The sequence below is a fragment of the Serratia sp. AXJ-M genome (genome assembly GCF_046531865.1).
Taxonomy (GTDB): Bacteria; Pseudomonadota; Gammaproteobacteria; order Enterobacterales; family Enterobacteriaceae; genus Serratia; species Serratia liquefaciens.
Window position 1 is genome coordinate 994,377 of sequence record NZ_CP059394.1, and the last position, 20,378, is coordinate 1,014,754.

A 20,378-nucleotide genomic window follows, 5' to 3' on the forward strand; every position below is an offset into this window, starting at 1 on the left:
ACAAAAACATCTGGAGTTCATTATGAAACTATTACCTGGCATCGCAGCAGTTCTTTTGGCAGCCGCTTCATTCTCTTCCTTTGCAGCGCCGCTGTCATCGGTAAAACAGATCAATACAGAGCAGGCCAGCGGTATGCAAAGCCTTGGCGTAGTGTCGGTTTCCGGCGTTAGCGGTTCTCCGGGCGATGCGGTTCACGCACTGAAAGAAAAAGCTCAGGCGGACGGCGCCAGCAGCATTCGTATTATCGGGCTGGACACCCCGGGGGATTCCAGCAACTGGCGCGGTAATGCAGAAATATATCGTTAATCGTCTGCAGTAAATAAAATTCGGCTACTGTAACAGGTGGCCGATAAAATAAACGGGTGTGGATAATAATCTGACCGGTAATGCAATTACTTGATTACCCGATGATGATGTCCACACCCTTTTTTATCTGCGCTCGGTTGCATTTTATTACAACTGTATCGGCGGTTTTAGGAAACATGTTAATGAATACTTAAGGAATTGGGGTCAGATTGGTGACTACTCAACCTAAGGAGGCCCCAATGTTAAACGCGACACGGCTGCAACTGAAAAACCACTTTTCCTACCTCCAGCAGTTTATGGCTTCGCCGCGCACCATTGGTACGCTGGCACCTTCTTCCCCCTGGTTATGTCAGGCGATGTTGAATCAGGTTGAATGGACCGGGGCGCTGTCGATCGCCGAACTGGGCGCGGCGGACGGCGTGCTGACCAAGCGGATATTAGGCCGGATGCGTGCAGATGCTTCGCTCGAGGCCTTTGAAATCCAATCTCATTTTGTTCATCAGCTGCGGAAAATTGACGATCGTCGTCTGCAGGTGATGGATCGCTCGGCTGAAGAGATGGCCGGCGATTATGACGTGGTGTTCTCTTGCCTGCCGTTGCTGTCTATCCCGCTAAAAATCAGCATGCGTATTTTGCAGCAGGCACAGCAGCGTTTGCTCGCGCGCAACGGAACCTTGGTGCTGTTTCAGTACAGCCACCTGTCGGAAAAGCTGCTGTCCCGCTATTTTCACTGGAAGCGGCTGCGGGTGGTGCGCAACTTCCCGCCGGCGTTGGTTTACATTTGCACGCCGCGTTAGCCCAGCTTTTTTTCCATCACCACCACTTCGCCATCATATTGCCGTCGGCGTTCGATGGTCTGCCAGCCCCAACCCGCATACAGCGCCTCGGATTTATCGGTGATCAGGTGCAATACGGGGTGATTGCGTTGGCGTGCCAACAACACGATGGCCGCCTCCAGCCATTGCGCAATGCCCTGGCGACGGTGATCCGGGTGGACGAATACGCCAGCCAGCCAGGGAGAAAGGTCCATCCGATGATGATCGTCGCTCGGCCACAGGCTGGCCATGCCCAGCGGGCGTTCGTCCTCAACCGCCAGCAGGGTGGTGTAATCTTCGCTCGGCTGCGCGCACTGGGCAAAGCGTTGGCGCGTGCGTTCCAGTGAACCGCCGCGTTGCGAACCCCATTGACCAAACGCCCATGCGGCGCAAACGTCGCTGAACTGTGGGCACTCCGCCAATGGAATAATACGTTGGGTCATCTCGGTACCTCCTGAATTATCTGCAATCTGGCTTGCCACAGATCGCATTATCGACCGATTTTTTAACTTTATAAAACGGCATTTACAGCGATTTTTCACGTATCAGCGCCGAAATAGCGTGATTCAGCGGATTTAACCGATCCGCCAAGCGTTGTGATTGAAAGTGTTAATGAGAGTGATTATCATGCGCGCATATTTTACCGATCCGGCTTACCCATGCGCAATTCCCTCATGTTACTGCTGTTTTCCTTGCTGCTTGGCGTTTTTAACGTTCAGGCGAAAATGGTCACCGACATCACTGGCCGCCAGGTTGAGGTGCCGGATAATCCGCAGCGCATCGTGGTAGGCGAAAGCCGCATGCTGTATACCCTGGCGTTGCTGGAGCCGGGTAACCCTGCGCAACGTATTGTCGGCTGGCCGGAAGACATGGCGCGTTTCGATGCGCAAAGCTGGCAGCTGTATACGCAGAAATTTCCTCAGATCAAAGCCATACCCTCTATCAGCAAGGGCAACTTCCGCCAGGTTAACATTGAAAATCTGATCCAGTTGAAACCGGATCTGGTGATCCTTGCCCGCTATGCGAAGGAGGAGGGCGACAGCGATTTGCTGCTAACGGCGCTGAGTAAGGCGGGTATTGCCGTTATCTACGTCGATTTACGGGTCGACCTGCTGCATAACACCGTACCCAGCGTTCGACTGCTGGGTGAGGTGCTCAACCGTCAGCAGCGTGCGGAGCAGTTTATCGACTTCTACCAGCAGCATATGGCGGTGATCCAGCAGCGTCTGGCCAGCTATCGGGGGCCAAAGCCCAAGGTCATGCTGCATTTGCACCTCGGGCGGCGTGAAACCTGCTGCACCACTGCGGCTCATGGCAATCTCGGCGATCTGCTGGCCTTTGCCGGCGGCGACAATATCGCCAGCGCCAGTATCAAAGGGGTTTATGGGGAACTGAACCCCGAAACCATTCTGACCGCCAATCCTGATATTTACATTGCCACCGGCATGGCAGGTCCACAGGGTAAGCGCTTTTCCGATTTGCGTCTGGGGCCGCTGGTTACCCAGCAGGAAGCGGATGAAAGCTTCCGTCAGATCATGCAAAAACAGCCGATGCTCACCAACCTGAAAGCGATAAAAAATCATCAGGCCTGGAGTATCTGGCACAACTTCTATCTCAGCCCGTACCACGTCGTGGCGGTCGAAATGTTCGCCAAAGCGTTTTACCCGGATCTGTTTGCTGACATCAACCCGCAACAGACCTTTAAGCAACTCTATCAACAATTTTTGCCGTTACCTTTTTCAGGGACCTATTGGAGTCAGTTACAAAATGAATAATACCCAGCGCGGCTGGTGGTGCGCACTGCCTCTGGCGGCCTGTGCGTCTGCACCGGCGATCGGCGCCGACAAAACCGCCGAAAAAGAACCAGGGGAAACGCTGGTGGTGGTCGGCCAGGCCTCTGCGAAGGGCGTGCAAAGTTATCAGCCGCTGACCAGTGTGACCGGCACCCGAACCGAGACCAGTCTGCTGAACGTGCCGCAGGCAATCGACGTGGTGCCGCAGCAGGTGATTACCGATCAGGCGGTCAGCAGCCTGGATGAAGCGCTGTATAACGTCAGTGGCATTACCCAGGCGAACACCTTGGGCGGTACCCAGGACGCGGTGATGAAGCGCGGTTTTGGTGATAACCGCGACGGCTCCATTTTGCGTGACGGCGTGCGTTCGGTGCAGGCGCGTAATTTTACCCCGACCACTGAGCGGGTTGAGGTGCTGAAAGGCCCTGCTTCGATGCTTTACGGCATGGGGGAACCGGGCGGGATGATCAACATGATCACCAAAAAGCCGCAGCTGCAGCAGCACACCCATGTGGAAGGCTGGGGCAGCAGCTTCAAGGGCGGCGGCGGTCAGTTGGACGTCACCGGTCCGCTTGGTACCTCCGGGTTCGCATACCGGATGATTGTCGATCACGATGAAACCGATTACTGGCGTAACTTTGGCCGTAACCGCCAAACGGTGATTGCGCCGTCGCTGATGTGGTACGGCGAGAGCACCACGGTACGCGTTGCCTACGAACATATGGAATATCTGGTGCCGTTCGACCGCGGCACCATCATTGATTCGCGCACCGGCAAACCGGTAAATACGCCGCGCGACCGCCGCTTCGACGAAAGTTATAACGCCACGCGGGGCGATCAGGACAGCGTCACCCTGCAGGTTGATCAGGTGCTGAATGAAAGCTGGAAAAGCTCTCTGACCTACGCCTATAGCCGTAACAGTTACAGTGACAATCAGGCGCGCGCGCTGGCTTTGGATCCTGAAACTGGCGTGCTGTCGCGCCAGGCCGACTCCACCGCCCATGCTGTCAGCCATGCCAACGCGGTACAGCTGACGCTCAACGGTGACGTTGACTGGGGCAGCATCAACCACCAGATGCTGTTTGGCTTTGATTTTGAAGATAACCGTACCTACCGCGGCGATATGATCCGTGGCAAGAAGAACAGCGATTTCAATATCTATGATCCGGTGTATGGCCTGATGCCAACCTCGAACGCCGTCAGTGCCAAAGACAGCGATCAGCGTGAAAACCTCACCAGCTACGGCTGGTTTATGCAGGATTCCGTTCAATTGACCGATAAATGGTTGGTGATGGGCGGGCTGCGTTATGACGTTTTTGACGTTTTTGCCGGTAAAGGGCGGCCGTTTGTCACCAACACCGACAGCTCCGACGGCAAATTAGTGCCGCGCGCCGGGGTGGTCTACAAACTGACGCCCTATGTGTCGCTATACAGCAGTTACACCGAGTCTTTCAAGCCAAACTCGTCCATTGCCAGCCAGATTGGCTCATTGCCGCCGGAGCAGGGTAAGGCCTGGGAAGTCGGCAGCAAGGTCGAATTGCCCAACGGCGTTACCGGGACCCTGGCGTTGTTCGACATCACCAAGCGTAACGTGATGGTCAGCGAACTGGTGGATGGTGAAACCGTCACCCGAACCGCCGGACGCGTACGCTCGCAGGGCGTGGAGTTGGATGTTGCTGGCAACATCACTGATTCGTTAAGCATGATCGGCTCTTACGCATACACCGACGCGCGTGTGGTTGATGACCCGGACAACAAGGGTAAGGAGATGACCAACGTGGCGCGCCATACCGCCTCGCTGTTCCTGACGCAGGATCTGGGCTCCCCGGGGCTGTATAGCGGCGACAACGTACGCATTGGCGCAGGGGCGCGTTATGTTGGCCGTCGTCCAGGCGACGCCGCCAACAGTTTCAGTCTTGATAATTACACCGTTGCCGATGCCTTCGCCGCTTACACCATGCCGGTGCAGGGTTATCGGGTGAAGTGGCAATTGAACGTGAAGAATCTGTTCGACAAAACCTATTACCCTTCCAGCGGCGGCAATTTGCGCGTGGCGGTAGGGGAACCGCGAGAAGTGGTGCTGCGCGCCAGTGTCGACTTCTGATTTTTCGTACAGGAATACGTCCCGGCGAGCAGGTATCTGCCGTCGGGGAAATCTGGTTAAATAGCCGGCCCCGTTGTTAAGGAGAACCAGATGAGCCTGCAAATCCGTTTGGCGCAGCCGCAGGATATCGCTCAACTGATAGCCGTTGAGCGCTCGGCGGCGCAGCTGTTTCATCAACAACCGGCCTGGCGTTTTATCGCTGAAGGTCCGGTGATGAGCGCAGAGCAGCATGCTGATTTTATTCAGCGACAGCATGAATGGCTGGCGGAAGGTGCGGCGGGGGAGGTCGCCGGCTTTATCGTCGTCGTGCCGCAACAGCATGATTGGCATATCGCCGAACTGTCTGTGGCTGCCAACTGGCAACGTCAGGGCATCGGGCGCCACCTGCTCGTTGAGGTTGCGGCGCAGGCCGCGTTGTCGGGCGCGCAGCGCCTGACGCTAACTACTTTTATTGACGTGCCCTGGAATGCGCCTTATTACCGGCGTCTGGGGTTCAGTCCGATAGCCGCCGAACGGCTCAGCCCGTCGTTGAGGGCAAGGTTGGCGGAAGAGGTGGCGCAGGGTTTTGCCGCAGGCAGCCGCTGTGCCATGGAATTTACACTATCGTAAATATTGAAATACAGGCTGATGGCGGTATGATGCAGCAACTACGCCATCGCACGATCTGCACGCTGGATTCTGGCGTGCTAACGCATTCAAGTCACCGTATAAGGGACAACCCGTAATGACACAAACCATTTTCATGGTGGGCGCGCGCGGCGCCGGTAAAACCACGGTGGGCAGTGCACTGGCGTTGGCGCTGGGCTATCAATTCACCGATACCGATCTGTTTATGCAACAGACCACGCAAATGAGCGTGGCGGAAATGGTCGCAAATGAAGGCTGGCTGGGATTTCGCCGCCGTGAAAGCATTGCTCTGCAAACCGTCACTCAACCGTCAACTGTAGTTGCCACCGGCGGCGGCGCGATCCTGGCGGAAGAGAACCGTCAATTTATGCGTCAGCACGGCACCGTCATTTATCTGCGCTCACCGGCCGAGGTGTTGGCGCAGCGGCTGGAAGAGTACCCGCAAGACGCGCAACGCCCCACGTTGACCGGTCGTCCGATCGCTGAGGAGATGCTGGAAGTGCTGGCCGCACGCGAGGCCTTGTATCAGGAGACCGCGCACTACGTGATGGACGGCACCGGTAACCCACAGCAGGTGGTTGAAAAGATCCTCGCCGTACTGCAATTGGAAACGGTAAAGTAATCCCCTCTGACATTTTCGGGCACCGCGCTGCGTGCCCGATCTCTTCGTATCTTCCCTTGGTTTTTGCCTTCGCCGCAGATTGCGCTTGCTTTTATAAATGATGAGTGACATATATAAAATAATGATGACCATCATCTATTTTGATAAATGCAACGTAATCGTGAGGTTTTACCATGAAATACACCACCTTTGGCCGCAATACCGGCCTGCGCGTTTCTGAACTGGCATTAGGAACCGGCAACTTTGGCACCGGCTGGGGCTACGGTTCGGAAAAAGAACAGGCCAAACAGGTTTTCGATCGTTATGTCGACGCCGGCGGCAACTTTATCGACACGGCTGATACTTACCAATTCGGCCAGTCAGAACAGATGGTAGGGGATTTCATCGCCGCCGAACGCGACCGTTTCGTGGTCGCCACTAAATACACCTTGGGTGCTGCGCCGGACGCGGGTATTGCCTATACCGGCAACAGCCGCAAAAACATGATTGCCTCGGTAGAGAACAGCCTGAAGCGGCTGAAAACCGATCGTATCGATCTGCTGTGGGCGCATTTTTCCGACAACCTGACGCCGCTTGAAGAGATCGTTCGCAGCTTTGACGATCTGATCCGCGCCGGCAAGATCCAATATGCCGGGTTGTCCAACTTCCCAGCCTGGCGCATTGCCCGTGCAGATACGCTGGCAGAATTGCGTGGCTGGGCGCGCATTGCAGGTATACAGGTGGAATACAGCCTGGTAGAGCGGACCGCAGAACGTGAATTGCTGCCGATGGCCGAAGCGCTGGGGATGGCCGCCACCCTGTGGTCGCCGCTGGGCGGTGGTTTGTTGACCGGGAAGTATCGCCATAGCGATGCTGGCCGATTGAGTGAGTTGGGGCGCCTGGTGCATCGCGAAAAAGACACCGCGTTGCTGGATGAGGTGCTGGCGATTGCGCAAGAACACCAGGCCCTGCCGACCCACGTTGCTATCGCCTGGCTGCGCAACAGGGCCGCGCATTCCAGCACCAGTCTGATCCCTATTCTGGGTTCGCGCACGCTGGACCAGTTAGAGGATACGCTGGCGGCGCTTGATTTGACGTTGGACGAGCAGCAGATGGCGCGTCTGGATCGGGTCAGCGCGATTGAACCGGGCACGCCTCACCGGCAGATTGCCGACACGCTGGCGCGTGCGCAGGGCGGTGACAGTTCCCGCTTTGCCGCGCCGCGCACCCCGCGCGCCTGACTCTTTGGATGAAAGGCATCATCTATTGAGCGCTGTCGGTGGATAGCCTAAGATGATGCCTGATTGATAAGGAGAAAACGCCATGGCACGGGTTTCAAAGCAGCAGATGGAGCGCAATCGCGAGGCGATTGAGCAGGTGTCTTCACAGCTTTTTCGCGAACGCGGCCTGAATGGCGTCAGCGTTAACGATCTGATGGCGGCCGTGGGGCTGACGCACGGTGGCTTCTATGGCCATTTTGCTTCCAAGGACGAACTGGCGGCGGTGGCCAGCCGCAGGGCGGTAGAGGAGTCCGCTCAGCGCTGGGAAGCCGCCAGCCGTCAGCCCGACCAGCACAATTTACAGACTCTGGTTGACGCCTATCTGAACGTTAGGCACCGCGACTGCCCGGGCGAAGGCTGCATGGTTGCCGCTCTGGCCGGTGACGTGGCGCGCGAAGAGGCGGATAAACCCGTGCATCAGGCTTACCTGAGCGGTGTGAAAGCCATGTTGGCGCGGCTGGAGTCGCTTTCGCCAGATGAACAACAACCCCAACGACAACAGCAGGCGCTGGTGCAGATGGCGATGCTGGTGGGGGCACTGACGTTGGCAAGGGCAACGCAGGGCGATGCGCTGTCAGAACAGTTTCTTAACGCGACGCGTCAGGTGCTGTTACCGGCTGAGGCTGACTAAAATACAGCCCCGGCGTGGTGCCAAAACGCTGACGGAAGGCGGCAATATAGGCGCTGACATTGTCATAACCGTATTCACCGGCGATGCGACCGACCGATTCACCACGCGATAACGGCTCCAGCGAGCGAATCACCCGTGCTTGCTGGCGCCAACGGGCGAAGGTCACACCGGTTTCACTGATAAAACGGCGACTGAGGGTGCGTACGCTCACTCCGGCCCAGGCGGCCCAGTCACTCTGGGTACGCGCGCTGGCGGGTTCATTCAGCAGGGCGCGGGCGATTTTCAACAGCCTGGCGTCCTGCGGTAGCGGTAACTGCAGCGGTACGCTCTCTTCCACAGAAATCTCATCCAACAAGACCCGCAATAGGCGTTGTTGCGCGGGATCCAGCTCTTGTCCCGCAAAAGGAGCAATACGTTCCATTAACGCCTGAATCAATGCGGATGCAGGGCTCAGATGCGGCTGCGCCGGCAGCGTCGCACAGTAGGACTCCGGCAGATACAGACTCCAGCCGATGACGTTGCCGCATGCCAGTGCCTGGTGCGCACAGTTGGGTGGCAGCCAGCCGATACTGCCGGCGGTCATTGCCCATTGGCGCTCCCGGGTTTCCAACGCCATCATGCCATGGGTCAACAGGTAGATCTGTCCGCTGGCATGCTGGTGCCAGGGCGTCAGGTGTTTTTTCTCATGCCAAAGTCGCTGGCTCTGCAGGATCATAATGATTGGCCGATTTGCAGTATTAAAAGTCCAAGTGTGGTTATTATGCCATGCCTTGTTTGTTTTATGATCTCCGCGTCATTCAATTCTGGAGATCGACCATGACCCCGAAAACCCCCACAGCCGTGGTGCTCGATGCCTTGCAAAAGGTTGTCGCCGCCCCGCAACATCAGCCGACGCTGATCGCTGAGCTTTTCAGTGCGGATTACCGTCAACAGGTGGACGGCAAGACGCTGGACTACATGCAGTTTGTGCAACATATGGCATTGCTCAAGCAGTTGACTCGCAGCATGACGCTGGAGATGGTCGCCATTGCCGGGCAGGACGATTCGGTGTTGACGCATCATAGGGTGCGGGTGGAAAAGCGCGATGGCAGCCTTAGTCTGGTTAAGGTGCTGGCGCATTTCACCGTACGTGACGGCAAAATCTGCGCCTGCGATGAACTGACGCAACTGCTGGAAGGCGATCACGCCGATCGCGATCTGGGGTCACGCATGTCGGTATAAATCGCGCTGCTATACTTAATCCTGTGGAATCACACGGGAGATCAACATGCGCGAAAATAACCGACCAGGCTATCCGAGAACCGCCCGAGTGGTCGCCGTTGACCGGGGCGATCCCAGCTTGCATATGCACCGTTTCGAGGTGCGCACCGACGATATAGAACCCAACACGCTGCTCAGCGAGCATGCAACCGAGCAGGAAGCGTTGGATGCCAAGCACCGCTATGAGGACCCTGCGTTGGAAGACTAATCGTTATCCCTCAGAAACCGGCGTAAAGCCGGTTTCTTGTTTTTCCCGCTATAGCCTCTGTTTTCCAGTCTTTTATTGATCATCATTTGTGTGATTTTTATCGCGCTCATTGGGTGTTTCACTTCTGGGAAAAGAGATGTCCAATTCCGAGTTACAGGCGTTGTTTCAACGCCATATGCTGATGTTGTTGCAGCAGGCGTAGTCGTCTCAACCGCCTTAAACGTTATCCCAAAGACGCGTTTCGTTTTGCCTACGCTGCCGGGCGACACTTTCTATAACGGTGTGGTGAGTTAATTGTGCCGATCGATTTCAGTCTGCATAACGCTCGCTTCTGATTCTGGGGCGGCAAAGCGTATTTTGTTTGCTCAGGTGAATGGTGTTTTCAGCAGCTTGTGCTGATATTTTCCCCTGCTTAAGTATATGTGCAAATTAATTTCCCTCATGACTTTGGCGATCTGTCCGCTATTTTATTTTCAAAAGCATCATTCTCTTTAATTTTCCACGGCGTAAAAAATAAACTGCTTGACGATAAGTTGTGCGAGTTTTAGTTTCTAATTATCGAACAGGAACTAAGTTCCATATAGTGGAACAAGGCGTGCCATGACAACCCTGGAAAATGCCGCAGCGGTATTAAAGTTATTTTCACAACAACGAATGATGCACGGGCAACCCGGTATTTCATTCAGCGATGTGGTGAGCCAACTGGCGCTGCCGAAAAGTACCGTATCACGCCTGCTGCAGACCATGGAAACACAGGGCATGCTGGAGCGCGATCCCGACAGCAAGCTGTATAAAATCGGTCGTTTGCTGTTATCGGTTTCCAGCCACTATCTGTCGACACCGCTGGTGGACAGCGTGGCGGCCAGCATGGTGCAGCTCAGTCAACTGACTTGCTGCACGGGTTATGTTTCGGTGCTCGAGGGGCAGGAGATCATGGTGATGCGTATGTTCCCGGGCCGTCACTTCCTCCAGGTAGTGACGCCGGCGGGCAGCCGTTCACCGGCGGCGGAAACGTCGGTGGGCAGGGCAATTTTAGCGCGTGCTAGCGATGAACAGGCTATTGCGCGTTATGCCGCGGGTTACCACGTGGCTTCGCCCAACGCCCCGCAATCGCCGGATGCGTTGTTGAGCAAGCTGGCGCAAATTCGGCGGCAGGGTTGGTCCCTGGCGCGTAACGAAACCTTGCAGGGGATCAGTTCGCTGGCGACGGCTGTGACCAACAAACACCGCAATGAGACGGTGGGGCTCTGTTTATCCTTTGCCACCCAAGCGGACGAACAACCGTTTTCTCCTGCCGTATTAGAAGCGTTGATGACGGTATCTCGGCAATTAGCGGAAAAGTTCGGTGATGATTATTGGCAACAGATCAAATAACGCATCGAAATAGTTCTGCTAGCACGGAGTAATTAATGAAAGCCAACACCAGGGAATTCGTTAGTTATTTCACTTAAGGTTACGGGTCAAAAAATTATTAATTCAAATCGTAGTTCCAAATACCGGAACTACGACGGCAGCTTGACGCCGAAAAATGACCTTTGCCATGCGCCAGCGAATATTCAGGGAAATTGACTCTATGAAATCCAATACCACCATAAATCCGTTGAAAGATATCGGTACGCTGCTGGTGATGGTGATTCTGTCCATCGTTGGGGCGATCATCGGTGTGCAGCTAATCACTACGTTGGGCGTGACCCCCAATACGTCGATCATCGGGGCGCTGTTCGCGATGCTATTGGCGCGCATTCCGCTGCAAATGTTCCAGCGTTATCGATCGGTACATACGCAAAACCTGGCGCAAACGGTGATTTCCTCCGCCACCTTTGGCGCTGCCAATTCATTGCTGATGCCCATTGCCGTGCCTTATGTGATGGGGCAGCCGCAGCTGATCCTGCCGATGTTTTGCGGTGTGGCCGTGGCAATGTTGCTTGACGCCTACCTGCTGTATCGCATGTTTGACACCAAAATCTTTCCTGCCGCCAACGCCTGGCCGCCTGGCGTTGCGGCGGCGGAAGCCATCAAGGCCGGCGATCGAGGGGGCAAACAGGCCTGGTTGCTGGTGGTGGGCGTGGCGGTGGGTATCGCCGGGTCGATGCTTAAAATCCCGATGGCGGCCTTCGGCACCGCATTTATCGGCAATATTTGGGCTTTGGGGATGTTTGGCGTCGGCCTGCTGCTGCGCGCCTACGCAGAACCTATGGCGGGTTTCGACATCAATGCGCATTTTATTCCTCATGGGGTGATGGTTGGTGCCGGATTGGTGGCGTTGATCCAGGTGGTGCAGGTGATCCGTAGCAAAAACGTCGACGCCGCCGGTTACAGCCAGGCAGATAGCGAAGTCAGCAAGGCGCTGGGACTGGGAGCCGTTGGCTATATCGTCATCGCTGCAATGCTGGCGTTGGCCGGCGGGCTGTATAGCGAGATGTCGCTGACCATGCTGGTGTTGTTTGTTATTTATGCCGCGTTCGCCGCCTTTGTGCATGAGTTGATCGTCGGTATCGCCGCCATGCACTCTGGCTGGTTCCCGGCCTTTGCGGTGGCGCTAATCACCCTGATCATCGGCATTTTGATTGGTTTTCCGCCGGTGGCACTGTGCGTGCTGACCGGGTTTACCGCCGCCACTGGCCCGGCGTTTGCCGACATGGGGTTTGATCTGAAAGCCGGCTTTATTCTGCGCGGCTACGGCAAAGATTTGCAGCAGGAGCTGTTGGGGCGTCGCATTCAACTGTTTGCCGCCTTGATCGCCTTTGTTATTGCCATCCCGGTGGTGTACTTCGCTTACAGCAGCTACTTCCTGCAGGACCTGATCCCACCGGTAGCGCGGGTGTACGCCAAAACCATCGAGGCGGGCGCGCAGCCGGGCATTGCCTTCAGCTTGCTGATCTGGGCCATTCCCGGGGCCATCGTGCAGCTGATTGGCGGGCCCAAACGCCAGCTCGGCGTGCTGTTAGCTACGGGCCTGCTGATCAACAACGCGTTGGCGGGGTGGGCGGTGCTCCTTGGCATTGCGCTGCGCATCCTGATTATCCGTCGCTGGGGCGACAAGGGCCGCACGCCGATGGAAATCATGGCGGCCGGTTTTATTGCCGGTGACGCGTTGTACAACTTTTTCAATTCGATTTTTTCCAGCAAAGGGAAATAACCCCCCGGTTAAATTGTGAGGTCAGCCGATTATGAGTTTGCAACAAACGCTGCAGGTTTTTGAATTAATAGATAATGCCTATGTGAGCGGTCAGGACGTCGTCGATCTGTTTGCGTCTTATCCCGGCATCCGGGCCAGTACGTTGCGTGCCAGCGGACCGAAAGGCGCCACCGATTTCGTGCGCATCGATATCCCCGGCAGCGCCGGTAAAAACCAGGGTGGGGATGCGCCAACCCTGGGCATTGTCGGCCGGTTGGGCGGCATCGGTGCGCGGCCTACGCGTATCGGCTTGGTGTCCGACGGCGACGGGGCAATTGCCGCGATTGCCAGCGCGTTGAAGCTGGCAGAAATGCAGCGCAAAGGGGACGTGTTGCCGGGGGATGTCATTATCACTACCCATATTTGCCCTGACGCGCCAACCCGCCCGCACGATCCGGTCGATTTTATGGATTCGCCAATCGACGACGTGACGATGAACGACAATGAAGTGGTGGCGGAAGCCGATGCAATCTTGTCTATCGACACCACCAAAGGCAACCGCATCATCAATCACAAAGGTTACGCGCTGTCGCCGACGGTGAAAGAAGGCTACATCCTGCGGGTGGCGGAAGACTTGCTGCGGATTATGGAGATGACCAGCGGTCGTCCGGCGGTGACGTTCCCGATCACCACGCAGGACATAACGCCGTACGGCAATGGGGTGCATCACCTGAACAGCATCCTGCAACCTTCCACCGCGACTTCTGCGCCGGTGGTTGGCGTAGCGATCTGTACCGAGTCGGTGGTGCCGGGCTGCGGTACCGGTGCCAGCCATGAAGTGGATATTGCGCTGACCGTGAAGTTTGCGGTGGAAGTGGCGAAAGAGTTCGGACGCGGTACCTGCCAGTTTTACCAGGCCGATGAATACGCGCAGCTTCTGGCGTTGTACGGCAGCCTCAGCCACCTGCAAAAAAGGAAATAACCGGATGAATGCCTCATTTGCCACGCTGACTATCGGCCAGGCGCCGCGTAACGACATCATGCCGCTGCTGTCGGCCTTTCTGCCTGCGGATCAGGTGAGGCATGTCGGGCTGTTGGATGGACTGAGCTTCGGCCAGATTGACCAAGGCTACGCTCCTATGGCCGGTGAGAAGGTGCTGGTTTCACGCTTGTTGGACGGTACGCAGGTGAGGCTGGGCGCCTCGCGGGTCGAAAAAGGATTGCAGCAGAAAATCCGTGAGCTGGAAGCCGAGGGCTGTGAAGTGATCCTGCTGCTATGCACCGGAGAATTTGGCCGACTGCACGCCGAACGCGCGCTGTTGCTGGAGCCGGATCGCATTATTCCGCCGCTGATTTCCGCCATTGTCAGCCAGCATCGGGTCGGCATTGTGGTGCCGGTAGCGGAGCAAATCAGCCAGCAAGCAGGCAAATGGCAACGGCTGGCGACGCCGCCCTGTTTCGCCGTGGCCAGTCCCTATCTGGCGGACGACGCGGTGCTGGAACGGGCGGCAAGTGAGTTGCAGCGACAAGGGGCGCAGGTGGTGGTGCTGGATTGCATCGGCTATCACCGCCAGCATCGCGATTTCCTGCAGGCGCGGCTTGAAATACCGGTGCTGCTATCCAACGTGCTGGTCGCCAAGTTGGCGGCTGAGCTAATTAACTGATTTAATATAGAATAAATCCTTAGCCTGGCGAATGACAGCGGCTGTCTGGCGCGTTTTTATCAGCGGATCCAGAGTGGAAGGCTGAGGAGCCATTGCCCGGCAGAATTTTACTCTGCGTCGCGATCGCATTTCGCGTGAAAAACCAGTGACAGATCAACCACAATCCCCCAATATGGATTTCCCATAAAGTTGATTACGCGGGTGCCAGTCTATGCTGAAAGTGAACGAGTATTTTGCCGGAAAAGTGAAGTCTATCGGTTTCGATAGTAGCAGCATCGGCCTTACCAGCGTCGGTGTGATGGAAGAGGGTGAGTACACCTTCACCACCGCCCAGCCGGAAGAAATGACCGTGATTACCGGGGCGTTGAAAGTCCTGCTGCCGGGCTCGCCGGACTGGCAGGTGTTTATGCCGGGTGAGAAGTTCTTCGTACCGGGCCACAGTGAGTTCAACCTGCAGGTTGCCGATGCAACCGCTTATCTGTGCCGTTATTTGAGCAAGTAATTCATACCCTTCTTACTTGAAGCTGCTGCGTTGTTGGCTGCATGCGCCCACCCCAGTCACTTACTTGAGTAAGCTCCTGGGGATTCCCGCACTTGCCGCCTAGCTGCAACTCCAATTAATTTGGGTATGCTATCTGTGTTGCGAAGCTACTCATGTGGAACAAAGGCGCAGCGATTTGCGCCTTTGTGTACTTAACGCTGGGCTTCACCACCCAGAGCTTCGATGGTGTTTTTGATTAACGCCGCCAATTCGCTGGTCATCAGGATGAAATCGGCATCAAAACGCTGGGCGAAGTCGTCACGATCGATATCGTCATTCTGCTCACGCAGCGTATCGGCGAACTTCAGACGCTTCAACGAGCCGTCATCCGCCAGCACCAGCTGAATGCGCTCTTGCCAGTCCACTGCCAGCTTGGTTACCAGTTTGCCGGCTTCAATATGTACCGCAATTTCATCGCTGATCAGGTTCTGCTTCTTGCAGCGGATCACGCCGCCGTCTTCCAGAATCGCTTTCAGTTCCGCCTCGTCCTGAATAATAAAGCCGGCCGGCAGTTCACCTGAACGCACCCATTCGGTCAGCGTCAGCTCGATCGGGCTTTCCATGGTCAATGGCACTACCGGCAGAGAGCCCAGGCTTTTGCGCAGCAGCGCCAGGGTATCTTCCGCGCGCTTGGCGCTGGCGGCGTCAACCATGATCAGATCGTTAACGGTGTCGATCCACATAAAGGTTTGGTTAAAACGGCTAAAGGCGCGCGGCAGCAGGCTGTGCAGCACTTCGTCTTTCAGCGCGTCTTTTTCGGTTTTCTTCAGTTTACGGTGCTGTTCGCCTTCGAGGCGTTCAATTTTGGCCTGCAGCTCTTGCTTGATGACCGGCGACGGCAGGATTTTTTCTTCCTTACGTGCGCAGATGACGATCTGGCCGTTAACCGCATGCGTCAATGCGTCGCTGTGGGAGCCCATCGGGGAGACCCAGCCGGTTTTCGCCATGTCCTGGCTGCCGCACGGGGTGAAAGCAAAAGCGCTGAGCTGTTTTTCCATTTCATCCGCGTTTAGCGCAACTTCGCGGCTCAAACGGTAAACCATCAAATTCTTAAACCACAGCATAATGTTATCCCTGGCTGGGCGTGCGCCTGGCACGCTTATTCATCAAAAGCAGGGCGGCATAATAACGAATCAGAGGCGAAAAATCGCCTCATTCCCTCCGAATTGCGTCGCCGTCCGCGTTTGAACGTCGTGCTCGTTGCAGCGCCAACGCCAGTTGCCGCTGGCTGAAAGGCTTACGCAGCAGTTCAACGTTTGGCAGATTTTCTTCGTGCTGACGGCGGATGTCCTGGCCGCTGATCAGCAGGGCGGTAAGCTGTGGGTTAATCTCTCGCGCCAGCCCAATCACCTGCACGCCGTCCAGTTCGCCCGGCAGCATCAGGTCGCTGATCAGTATGTCTATATCCGGCGTCTGGCGCAGCAGCGCCAAAGCTTCCTGACTGTCCGCGCTGTCCAGCGTCAGGTAGCCGAGCTGGTGCAAGTGTTCGCACAGCGTATGGCGAACGTCATTTTCATCTTCCAGTACCAGCACCAGATTATCCGTGTTCTTGCATTCTTCGAGCTGCGGGGCGGGAACTTCCTCTATCGCCGCCGTAGGCGCTCGCGGGAGCTGCAGGCGCACCAACGTGCCTTTGCCCGGCGCGGTTTCAATCTGTACCCGTCCACCGGACTGGCGGACAAAGCCGTAAACCATCGACAGCCCCAGGCCACTGCCGCTGCCTACCGCCTTGGTGGTGAAGAAGGGTTCGAACACCTGAGCTTTCACCTCTTCCGACATGCCGCAGCCGGTATCAATCACTTCCAGCGCCACCATGTCCTGCTTTTTGCCGCCGCTGCGCACCACCCGTTGGTTGTAGATGCGAATATTCACCACGCCGCTGCGGCCTTCCATCGCATCCCGCGCGTTGACCACCAGGTTGATGAGCGCGTTCTCCAACTGATTGGCATCGATCCAGGCAGGCCAGCCAGGACGCTGTGCCTCGATGCTCAGTGAGAGCGTGCTGGGCAGTGAATGGCGCAACAGCTCCTGCAAATTTTCCACCAGCGATTGCAGCGTGATGGCCTGCGGGTGCAGCGCCTGTTTTCGGGAAAAGGCCAGCAGCCGCTGGGTAAGCTGTGCGCCGCGTTCGGCGGCCTTCAGTGCCCGAATAATGCGCTGTTCGGTCTGTGCGTCCTGCGTTTGTTGAGTGGTCAGTTCCAGGCTGCCGATAATCACCGCCAGCAGGTTGTTGAAATCATGCGCCAGGCCGCCGGTGAGCTGGCCGACCGCCTTCATTTTCTGGCTGTGCAGCAGCGCTTCTTCCAGCGCTTTGCGCTCGGTGCGTTCCAGCACCACGTTGACTACGCCACGGTTCGGTACCGGACTGAAGCGTAGCTCTACGGTACGACCATCGCTCAGGCGCAGTTCCTGCGGCTGTGGCAGTTCGCTAGACAGGTTGGCCAGCACCGCTTCCCAACGTTGACCCGCCGGTGGCGTAACCTGTTGCAGTAGCTCGCGGTAGTGCAAACCGCGGTGCAGCTGGTGTTCGTTGAGCCCCAGCAGCAAGGGGTATTGCGGGTTCCACACCACCAGTTGACCGTCGTTATCAAACAGCGCAAAACCGTCGCGCATCGCCAGAAAGGTGGTTTCCAACTGGGTGCTTTTTTCTTTCAGCAGACGGGAGGTCTGCTCCAGCGAGGCGGTGTTACGGGCAAAGACGTTAAATGCCCGAGCCAGCTCGCCCAGTTCGTCGCGGCGTTGCAGCGCCGGTACGCTAACGTCACGTTCGCCGCGCGCCAGCCTCGTCATGGCACCGGCGATCGCCGTCAGGTTGGAGCCGAGATTACGGTAGATATACAGTCCGGCGAAGCCGGTAATCACCAGTGCCAGCAACGCGAACAGGCCGATAAACCAGCTTATGGAACTGAGCTCATGATGGGTCTGGTGGGTGCGCAGCTCCGACTCGTTGGCCACCTTTTGCACGTAAAGGTTGATATCGTCGTTGAGCATCGCGACTAACGCTTTGATATGGTAGGTGTAATAGGCTAGGGCCAGGTCGCTTTGCTCCAGCTCCAGCGTTTCGGGCAGCAGGCGCTGTTCGCTGAGCCGAAACTGCCGCATTTTCTCGTCTACCAAGACATCCGGGCTGTGTTGCGGCCAGTAGGCCATAACGTTGTCGAGCTGCTGGGCTGCGGCCTTGGGAGTAGGGGTCTGTATGGCGATCGCCAGCAAGCGGTCGATCTGGCTAAGCAGCGGCTGCGAGGGCTGGTTGAGGTTATTGCGCTGATTGAGGGTGGCGATATGCCGCAGCGTGCTCTGCGACTGATACAGCCCGCTGAGCAGGATATTGCGCTGCAGATGCCGTTGGTGTCCCAGATCCAGCATGCGCGTTACGCTGCTTTCCAGCGCGTTGCTGCGGCTGATGATGCGCTTGACCAGCGCCGGTTCGCTGTGGGCCAACGGGGCGTCGGCCAGCCGGCTGAGCGAGGTTTGCAGCACCAGTTGCGTTTGCTTAAGCCGGGCGGATTCGCTCTGGTATTCCAGCGCACCCACCACTTGCGAGAGCCGAATAGCCGCGGTCGCCACGTTGGAGGTATCCCGGCTCAGCGCCATGCTGCCGTTCATTTCTGCCAGGGTTTGCGCCTGCATCTGTTCCTGCAGCTTGCCCGCATGGTAGAAACCGAAGATCGCCACGCCGCTGACCATCAGCGTCACCGCCACCACCAGCAGATTGAACATCAACAGGCGCCCACGCGCGCCGGCAAGGAAAGGCAGTCTGCGCATCGAATCCCCCGTAACTGACTGTTCACAGTATAAATCCCCGTCCCATTAACAATATGACAAAGATGAACGGGCGCTGACATTTTGCATTTATTTATGCGTGGTTAACTGCATGCCATCCGAACCGCAACCTGAGGTATGACGATGAGCGCGACCCCGATTCTGGAAATGCACAACATCGCCAAGAGTTTTGGTCAGTTCTATGCGCTGAAAGGCGTCAACCTGACGGTGTATCGCGGTGAGATCCACGCGCTAATGGGTGAAAACGGCGCGGGTAAAAGTACCTTAATGAAAATATTGGCCGGCGCTTATATCGCCAGCAGCGGGGAAATTTTTATCGATGGGCAGCCGTTCGCCATCAAGGGGCCAAAAGATGCCCTGGCGGCAGGCATCACGCTGATTTACCAGGAAATGAACTTGGCTCCGAATCTGACGGTGGCGGAAAACATTTTTCTGGGCAGCGAGATCCAGCGTGGCGGCCTGGTGAAGCGCGGGCAGATGTTGCTGGAAGCGCAGAAGGTGATCGATCGTTTGGGGGCGCAGTTCAGCGCCGGCGATCGCGTGATGAAATTAACCATCGCCGAGCAGCAACAGGTGGAAATCGCGCGTGCGCTGCACCGTAACAGCCGCATTCTGGTGATGGACGAACCTACAGCGGCGCTTTCTTCACGCGAAACGCATCGACTGTTCGAGCTGATCAAACGGCTGCGCGATGAAGGCATGGCAATCATTTATATCAGCCACCGCATGGCGGAGGTGTACGAGCTGTCGGATCGCGTCAGCGTGCTGCGCGACGGTCAGTATGTTGGCAGCCTGATGCGCGACAAGCTGTCCGCCAGCGAGTTGGTGCGCATGATGGTGGGCCGCCCGCTGAGCGACTTGTTCAATAAGGAACAGGGCATCCCGGTGGGGGAACCTCGCCTGACGCTGCACGGCCTGACTGACGGCAAAAAGGTGAAGCCGGTCAGCCTTCAGGTCCGCGCCGGTGAAATTGTCGGCCTTGCCGGGCTGGTGGGCGCCGGTCGTTCCGAACTGGCGCAGCTGATTTTCGGCGTGCGCAAGTCCAGTGGCGGTACGGTGGAAGTCGACGGCAAGCCGGCCAGTATCCACTCGCCGCGCGATGCCATTGCTCTGGGCATCGGCTTTCTCACCGAAAACCGCAAGGAGCAGGGGTTGTTTCTCGATCTGGCCGCGCATGAAAACATCGTGATGGCGACGCTGGAACGTGACGGTCGCTATGGCCTGCTCAATCGCCGCAAGGCGCAGCGTATTTCCAGTGACGCTATCGGCCTGCTGAATATCCGCGTGCCACATGCTCAGGTGCGGGCCGGCGGCCTGTCCGGCGGTAATCAGCAAAAGCTGCTGATTTCACGCTGGGTAGCCATTGGCCCACGGATCCTGATCCTCGATGAACCGACACGCGGTGTGGACGTGGGGGCCAAGAGCGAGATCTATCGCATCATGAGCCAGATGGCACAGCAGGGCGTGGCGATCCTGATGATTTCCAGTGAATTGCCTGAGGTGGTCGGCATGAGCGACCGGGTTTACGTGATGCACGAAGGCAGCATTGTCGGGGAACTGGGCGGCGGTGAGATCAGCCAGGAAAACATCATGACGCTGGCCACCGGCGTTGACACCACCCAACCGCAGGCGACTACCGCATGAAT

Annotated in this window: 20 protein-coding genes; 16 read left to right on the forward strand and 4 right to left on the reverse strand. The window is 56.9% G+C overall.

Translation table 11 applies throughout. The annotated features are described in order from the left end of the window. Nucleotides 1–22 precede the first annotated feature (22 nt). Together H0S68_RS04640 and H0S68_RS04645 are read left to right on the forward strand one after the other, a co-directional pair. Nucleotides 23–307, forward strand: a complete 285-nt coding sequence (locus H0S68_RS04640; protein ID WP_020825418.1) for a DUF1471 domain-containing protein — start codon at nucleotides 23–25, stop codon at nucleotides 305–307. 239 nt (nucleotides 308–546) lie between these two features. Beyond that, nucleotides 547–1,104 carry a class I SAM-dependent methyltransferase gene (locus tag H0S68_RS04645; protein ID WP_020825419.1) on the forward strand — a complete coding sequence of 186 codons (558 nt, stop codon included), beginning with the start codon at nucleotides 547–549 and terminating at the stop codon, nucleotides 1,102–1,104. Here H0S68_RS04645 and H0S68_RS04650 read toward each other — a convergent pair. Then, complete coding sequence (locus H0S68_RS04650; RefSeq protein ID WP_410529192.1) at nucleotides 1,101–1,565, reverse strand: GNAT family N-acetyltransferase; 465 nt, start codon at nucleotides 1,563–1,565, stop codon at nucleotides 1,101–1,103. The two genes, H0S68_RS04645 and H0S68_RS04650, sit on opposite strands and share 4 nt — an antisense overlap. 216 nt (nucleotides 1,566–1,781) lie before the next feature. On the opposite strand from H0S68_RS04650, the gene H0S68_RS04655 reads away from it, so the two are divergent. The 6 genes from H0S68_RS04655 to H0S68_RS04680 all read left to right on the forward strand — a co-directional run bounded on the left by H0S68_RS04655 (nucleotide 1,782) and on the right by H0S68_RS04680 (nucleotide 8,158). Then, a complete protein-coding gene (locus H0S68_RS04655; RefSeq protein ID WP_410529193.1) occupies nucleotides 1,782–2,897 on the forward strand; it encodes an ABC transporter substrate-binding protein in 1,116 nt (371 codons plus the stop codon). Next, the gene (locus H0S68_RS04660) at nucleotides 2,890–5,019 is read left to right on the forward strand and encodes a TonB-dependent siderophore receptor (RefSeq protein ID WP_410529194.1); all 2,130 of its coding nucleotides are present in this window, start codon (nucleotides 2,890–2,892) and stop codon (nucleotides 5,017–5,019) included. Before H0S68_RS04655 ends, H0S68_RS04660 begins: the two co-directional genes overlap by 8 nt. Nucleotides 5,020–5,109: 90 nt before the next feature. After that, nucleotides 5,110–5,628: a GNAT family N-acetyltransferase gene (locus H0S68_RS04665; RefSeq protein WP_410529195.1), complete on the forward strand. Its 519-nt coding sequence runs from the start codon at nucleotides 5,110–5,112 to the stop codon at nucleotides 5,626–5,628. A gap of 115 nt (nucleotides 5,629–5,743) precedes the next feature. Then, on the forward strand, nucleotides 5,744–6,268 hold the full coding sequence (gene aroL / locus H0S68_RS04670) for a shikimate kinase AroL (RefSeq protein ID WP_020825424.1): 525 nt from the start codon (nucleotides 5,744–5,746) through the stop codon (nucleotides 6,266–6,268). A 173-nt stretch (nucleotides 6,269–6,441) separates the two neighbouring features. Then, entirely contained in the window at nucleotides 6,442–7,488 is a 1,047-nt protein-coding gene (locus H0S68_RS04675; RefSeq protein ID WP_048759653.1) for an aldo/keto reductase, read from the forward strand. 82 nt (nucleotides 7,489–7,570) lie between these two features. Next, nucleotides 7,571–8,158 (forward strand): TetR/AcrR family transcriptional regulator, encoded by a 588-nt coding sequence (locus tag H0S68_RS04680; protein ID WP_410529196.1) that lies wholly within the window; start codon nucleotides 7,571–7,573, stop codon nucleotides 8,156–8,158. Here H0S68_RS04680 and H0S68_RS04685 read toward each other — a convergent pair. Continuing rightward, complete coding sequence (locus H0S68_RS04685; RefSeq protein WP_232807755.1) at nucleotides 8,115–8,873, reverse strand: helix-turn-helix domain-containing protein; 759 nt, start codon at nucleotides 8,871–8,873, stop codon at nucleotides 8,115–8,117. The two genes, H0S68_RS04680 and H0S68_RS04685, sit on opposite strands and share 44 nt — an antisense overlap. A 101-nt stretch (nucleotides 8,874–8,974) precedes the next feature. On the opposite strand from H0S68_RS04685, the gene H0S68_RS04690 reads away from it, so the two are divergent. The 7 genes from H0S68_RS04690 to ppnP all read left to right on the forward strand — a co-directional run bounded on the left by H0S68_RS04690 (nucleotide 8,975) and on the right by ppnP (nucleotide 14,910). Further along, nucleotides 8,975–9,379 carry a nuclear transport factor 2 family protein gene (locus H0S68_RS04690; protein ID WP_046374382.1) on the forward strand — a complete coding sequence of 135 codons (405 nt, stop codon included), beginning with the start codon at nucleotides 8,975–8,977 and terminating at the stop codon, nucleotides 9,377–9,379. A gap of 46 nt (nucleotides 9,380–9,425) precedes the next feature. Next, nucleotides 9,426–9,626 (forward strand): YaiA family protein, encoded by a 201-nt coding sequence (locus tag H0S68_RS04695; protein WP_020825429.1) that lies wholly within the window; start codon nucleotides 9,426–9,428, stop codon nucleotides 9,624–9,626. A gap of 600 nt (nucleotides 9,627–10,226) precedes the next feature. Further along, the gene (locus H0S68_RS04700) at nucleotides 10,227–11,000 is read left to right on the forward strand and encodes an IclR family transcriptional regulator (RefSeq protein ID WP_261439968.1); all 774 of its coding nucleotides are present in this window, start codon (nucleotides 10,227–10,229) and stop codon (nucleotides 10,998–11,000) included. Between the two features lie 199 nt (nucleotides 11,001–11,199). After that, complete coding sequence (locus tag H0S68_RS04705) at nucleotides 11,200–12,765, forward strand: OPT/YSL family transporter (protein WP_217330872.1); 1,566 nt, start codon at nucleotides 11,200–11,202, stop codon at nucleotides 12,763–12,765. Between the two features lie 31 nt (nucleotides 12,766–12,796). After that, nucleotides 12,797–13,726 carry a DUF1177 domain-containing protein gene (locus H0S68_RS04710; protein ID WP_046374380.1) on the forward strand — a complete coding sequence of 310 codons (930 nt, stop codon included), beginning with the start codon at nucleotides 12,797–12,799 and terminating at the stop codon, nucleotides 13,724–13,726. A gap of 4 nt (nucleotides 13,727–13,730) precedes the next feature. Further along, complete coding sequence (locus tag H0S68_RS04715) at nucleotides 13,731–14,408, forward strand: AroM family protein (protein WP_142815806.1); 678 nt, start codon at nucleotides 13,731–13,733, stop codon at nucleotides 14,406–14,408. A 211-nt stretch (nucleotides 14,409–14,619) separates the two neighbouring features. After that, nucleotides 14,620–14,910 carry a pyrimidine/purine nucleoside phosphorylase gene (ppnP, locus tag H0S68_RS04720; protein ID WP_020825434.1) on the forward strand — a complete coding sequence of 97 codons (291 nt, stop codon included), beginning with the start codon at nucleotides 14,620–14,622 and terminating at the stop codon, nucleotides 14,908–14,910. Between the two features lie 191 nt (nucleotides 14,911–15,101). Here the strand turns inward: ppnP and rdgC are convergent, their stop codons facing one another. Both rdgC and H0S68_RS04730 read right to left on the reverse strand, forming a co-directional pair. After that, the gene (gene rdgC / locus H0S68_RS04725; protein ID WP_020825435.1) at nucleotides 15,102–16,013 is read right to left on the reverse strand and encodes a recombination-associated protein RdgC; all 912 of its coding nucleotides are present in this window, start codon (nucleotides 16,011–16,013) and stop codon (nucleotides 15,102–15,104) included. A gap of 88 nt (nucleotides 16,014–16,101) precedes the next feature. Beyond that, on the reverse strand, nucleotides 16,102–18,714 hold the full coding sequence (locus H0S68_RS04730; protein ID WP_020825436.1) for an ATP-binding protein: 2,613 nt from the start codon (nucleotides 18,712–18,714) through the stop codon (nucleotides 16,102–16,104). Nucleotides 18,715–18,855: 141 nt separating this feature from the next. On the opposite strand from H0S68_RS04730, the gene H0S68_RS04735 reads away from it, so the two are divergent. Then, nucleotides 18,856–20,376, forward strand: coding sequence for a sugar ABC transporter ATP-binding protein (locus H0S68_RS04735; protein ID WP_020825437.1), 1,521 nt, complete (start codon nucleotides 18,856–18,858; stop codon nucleotides 20,374–20,376). Nucleotides 20,377–20,378: the final 2 nt, after the last annotated feature.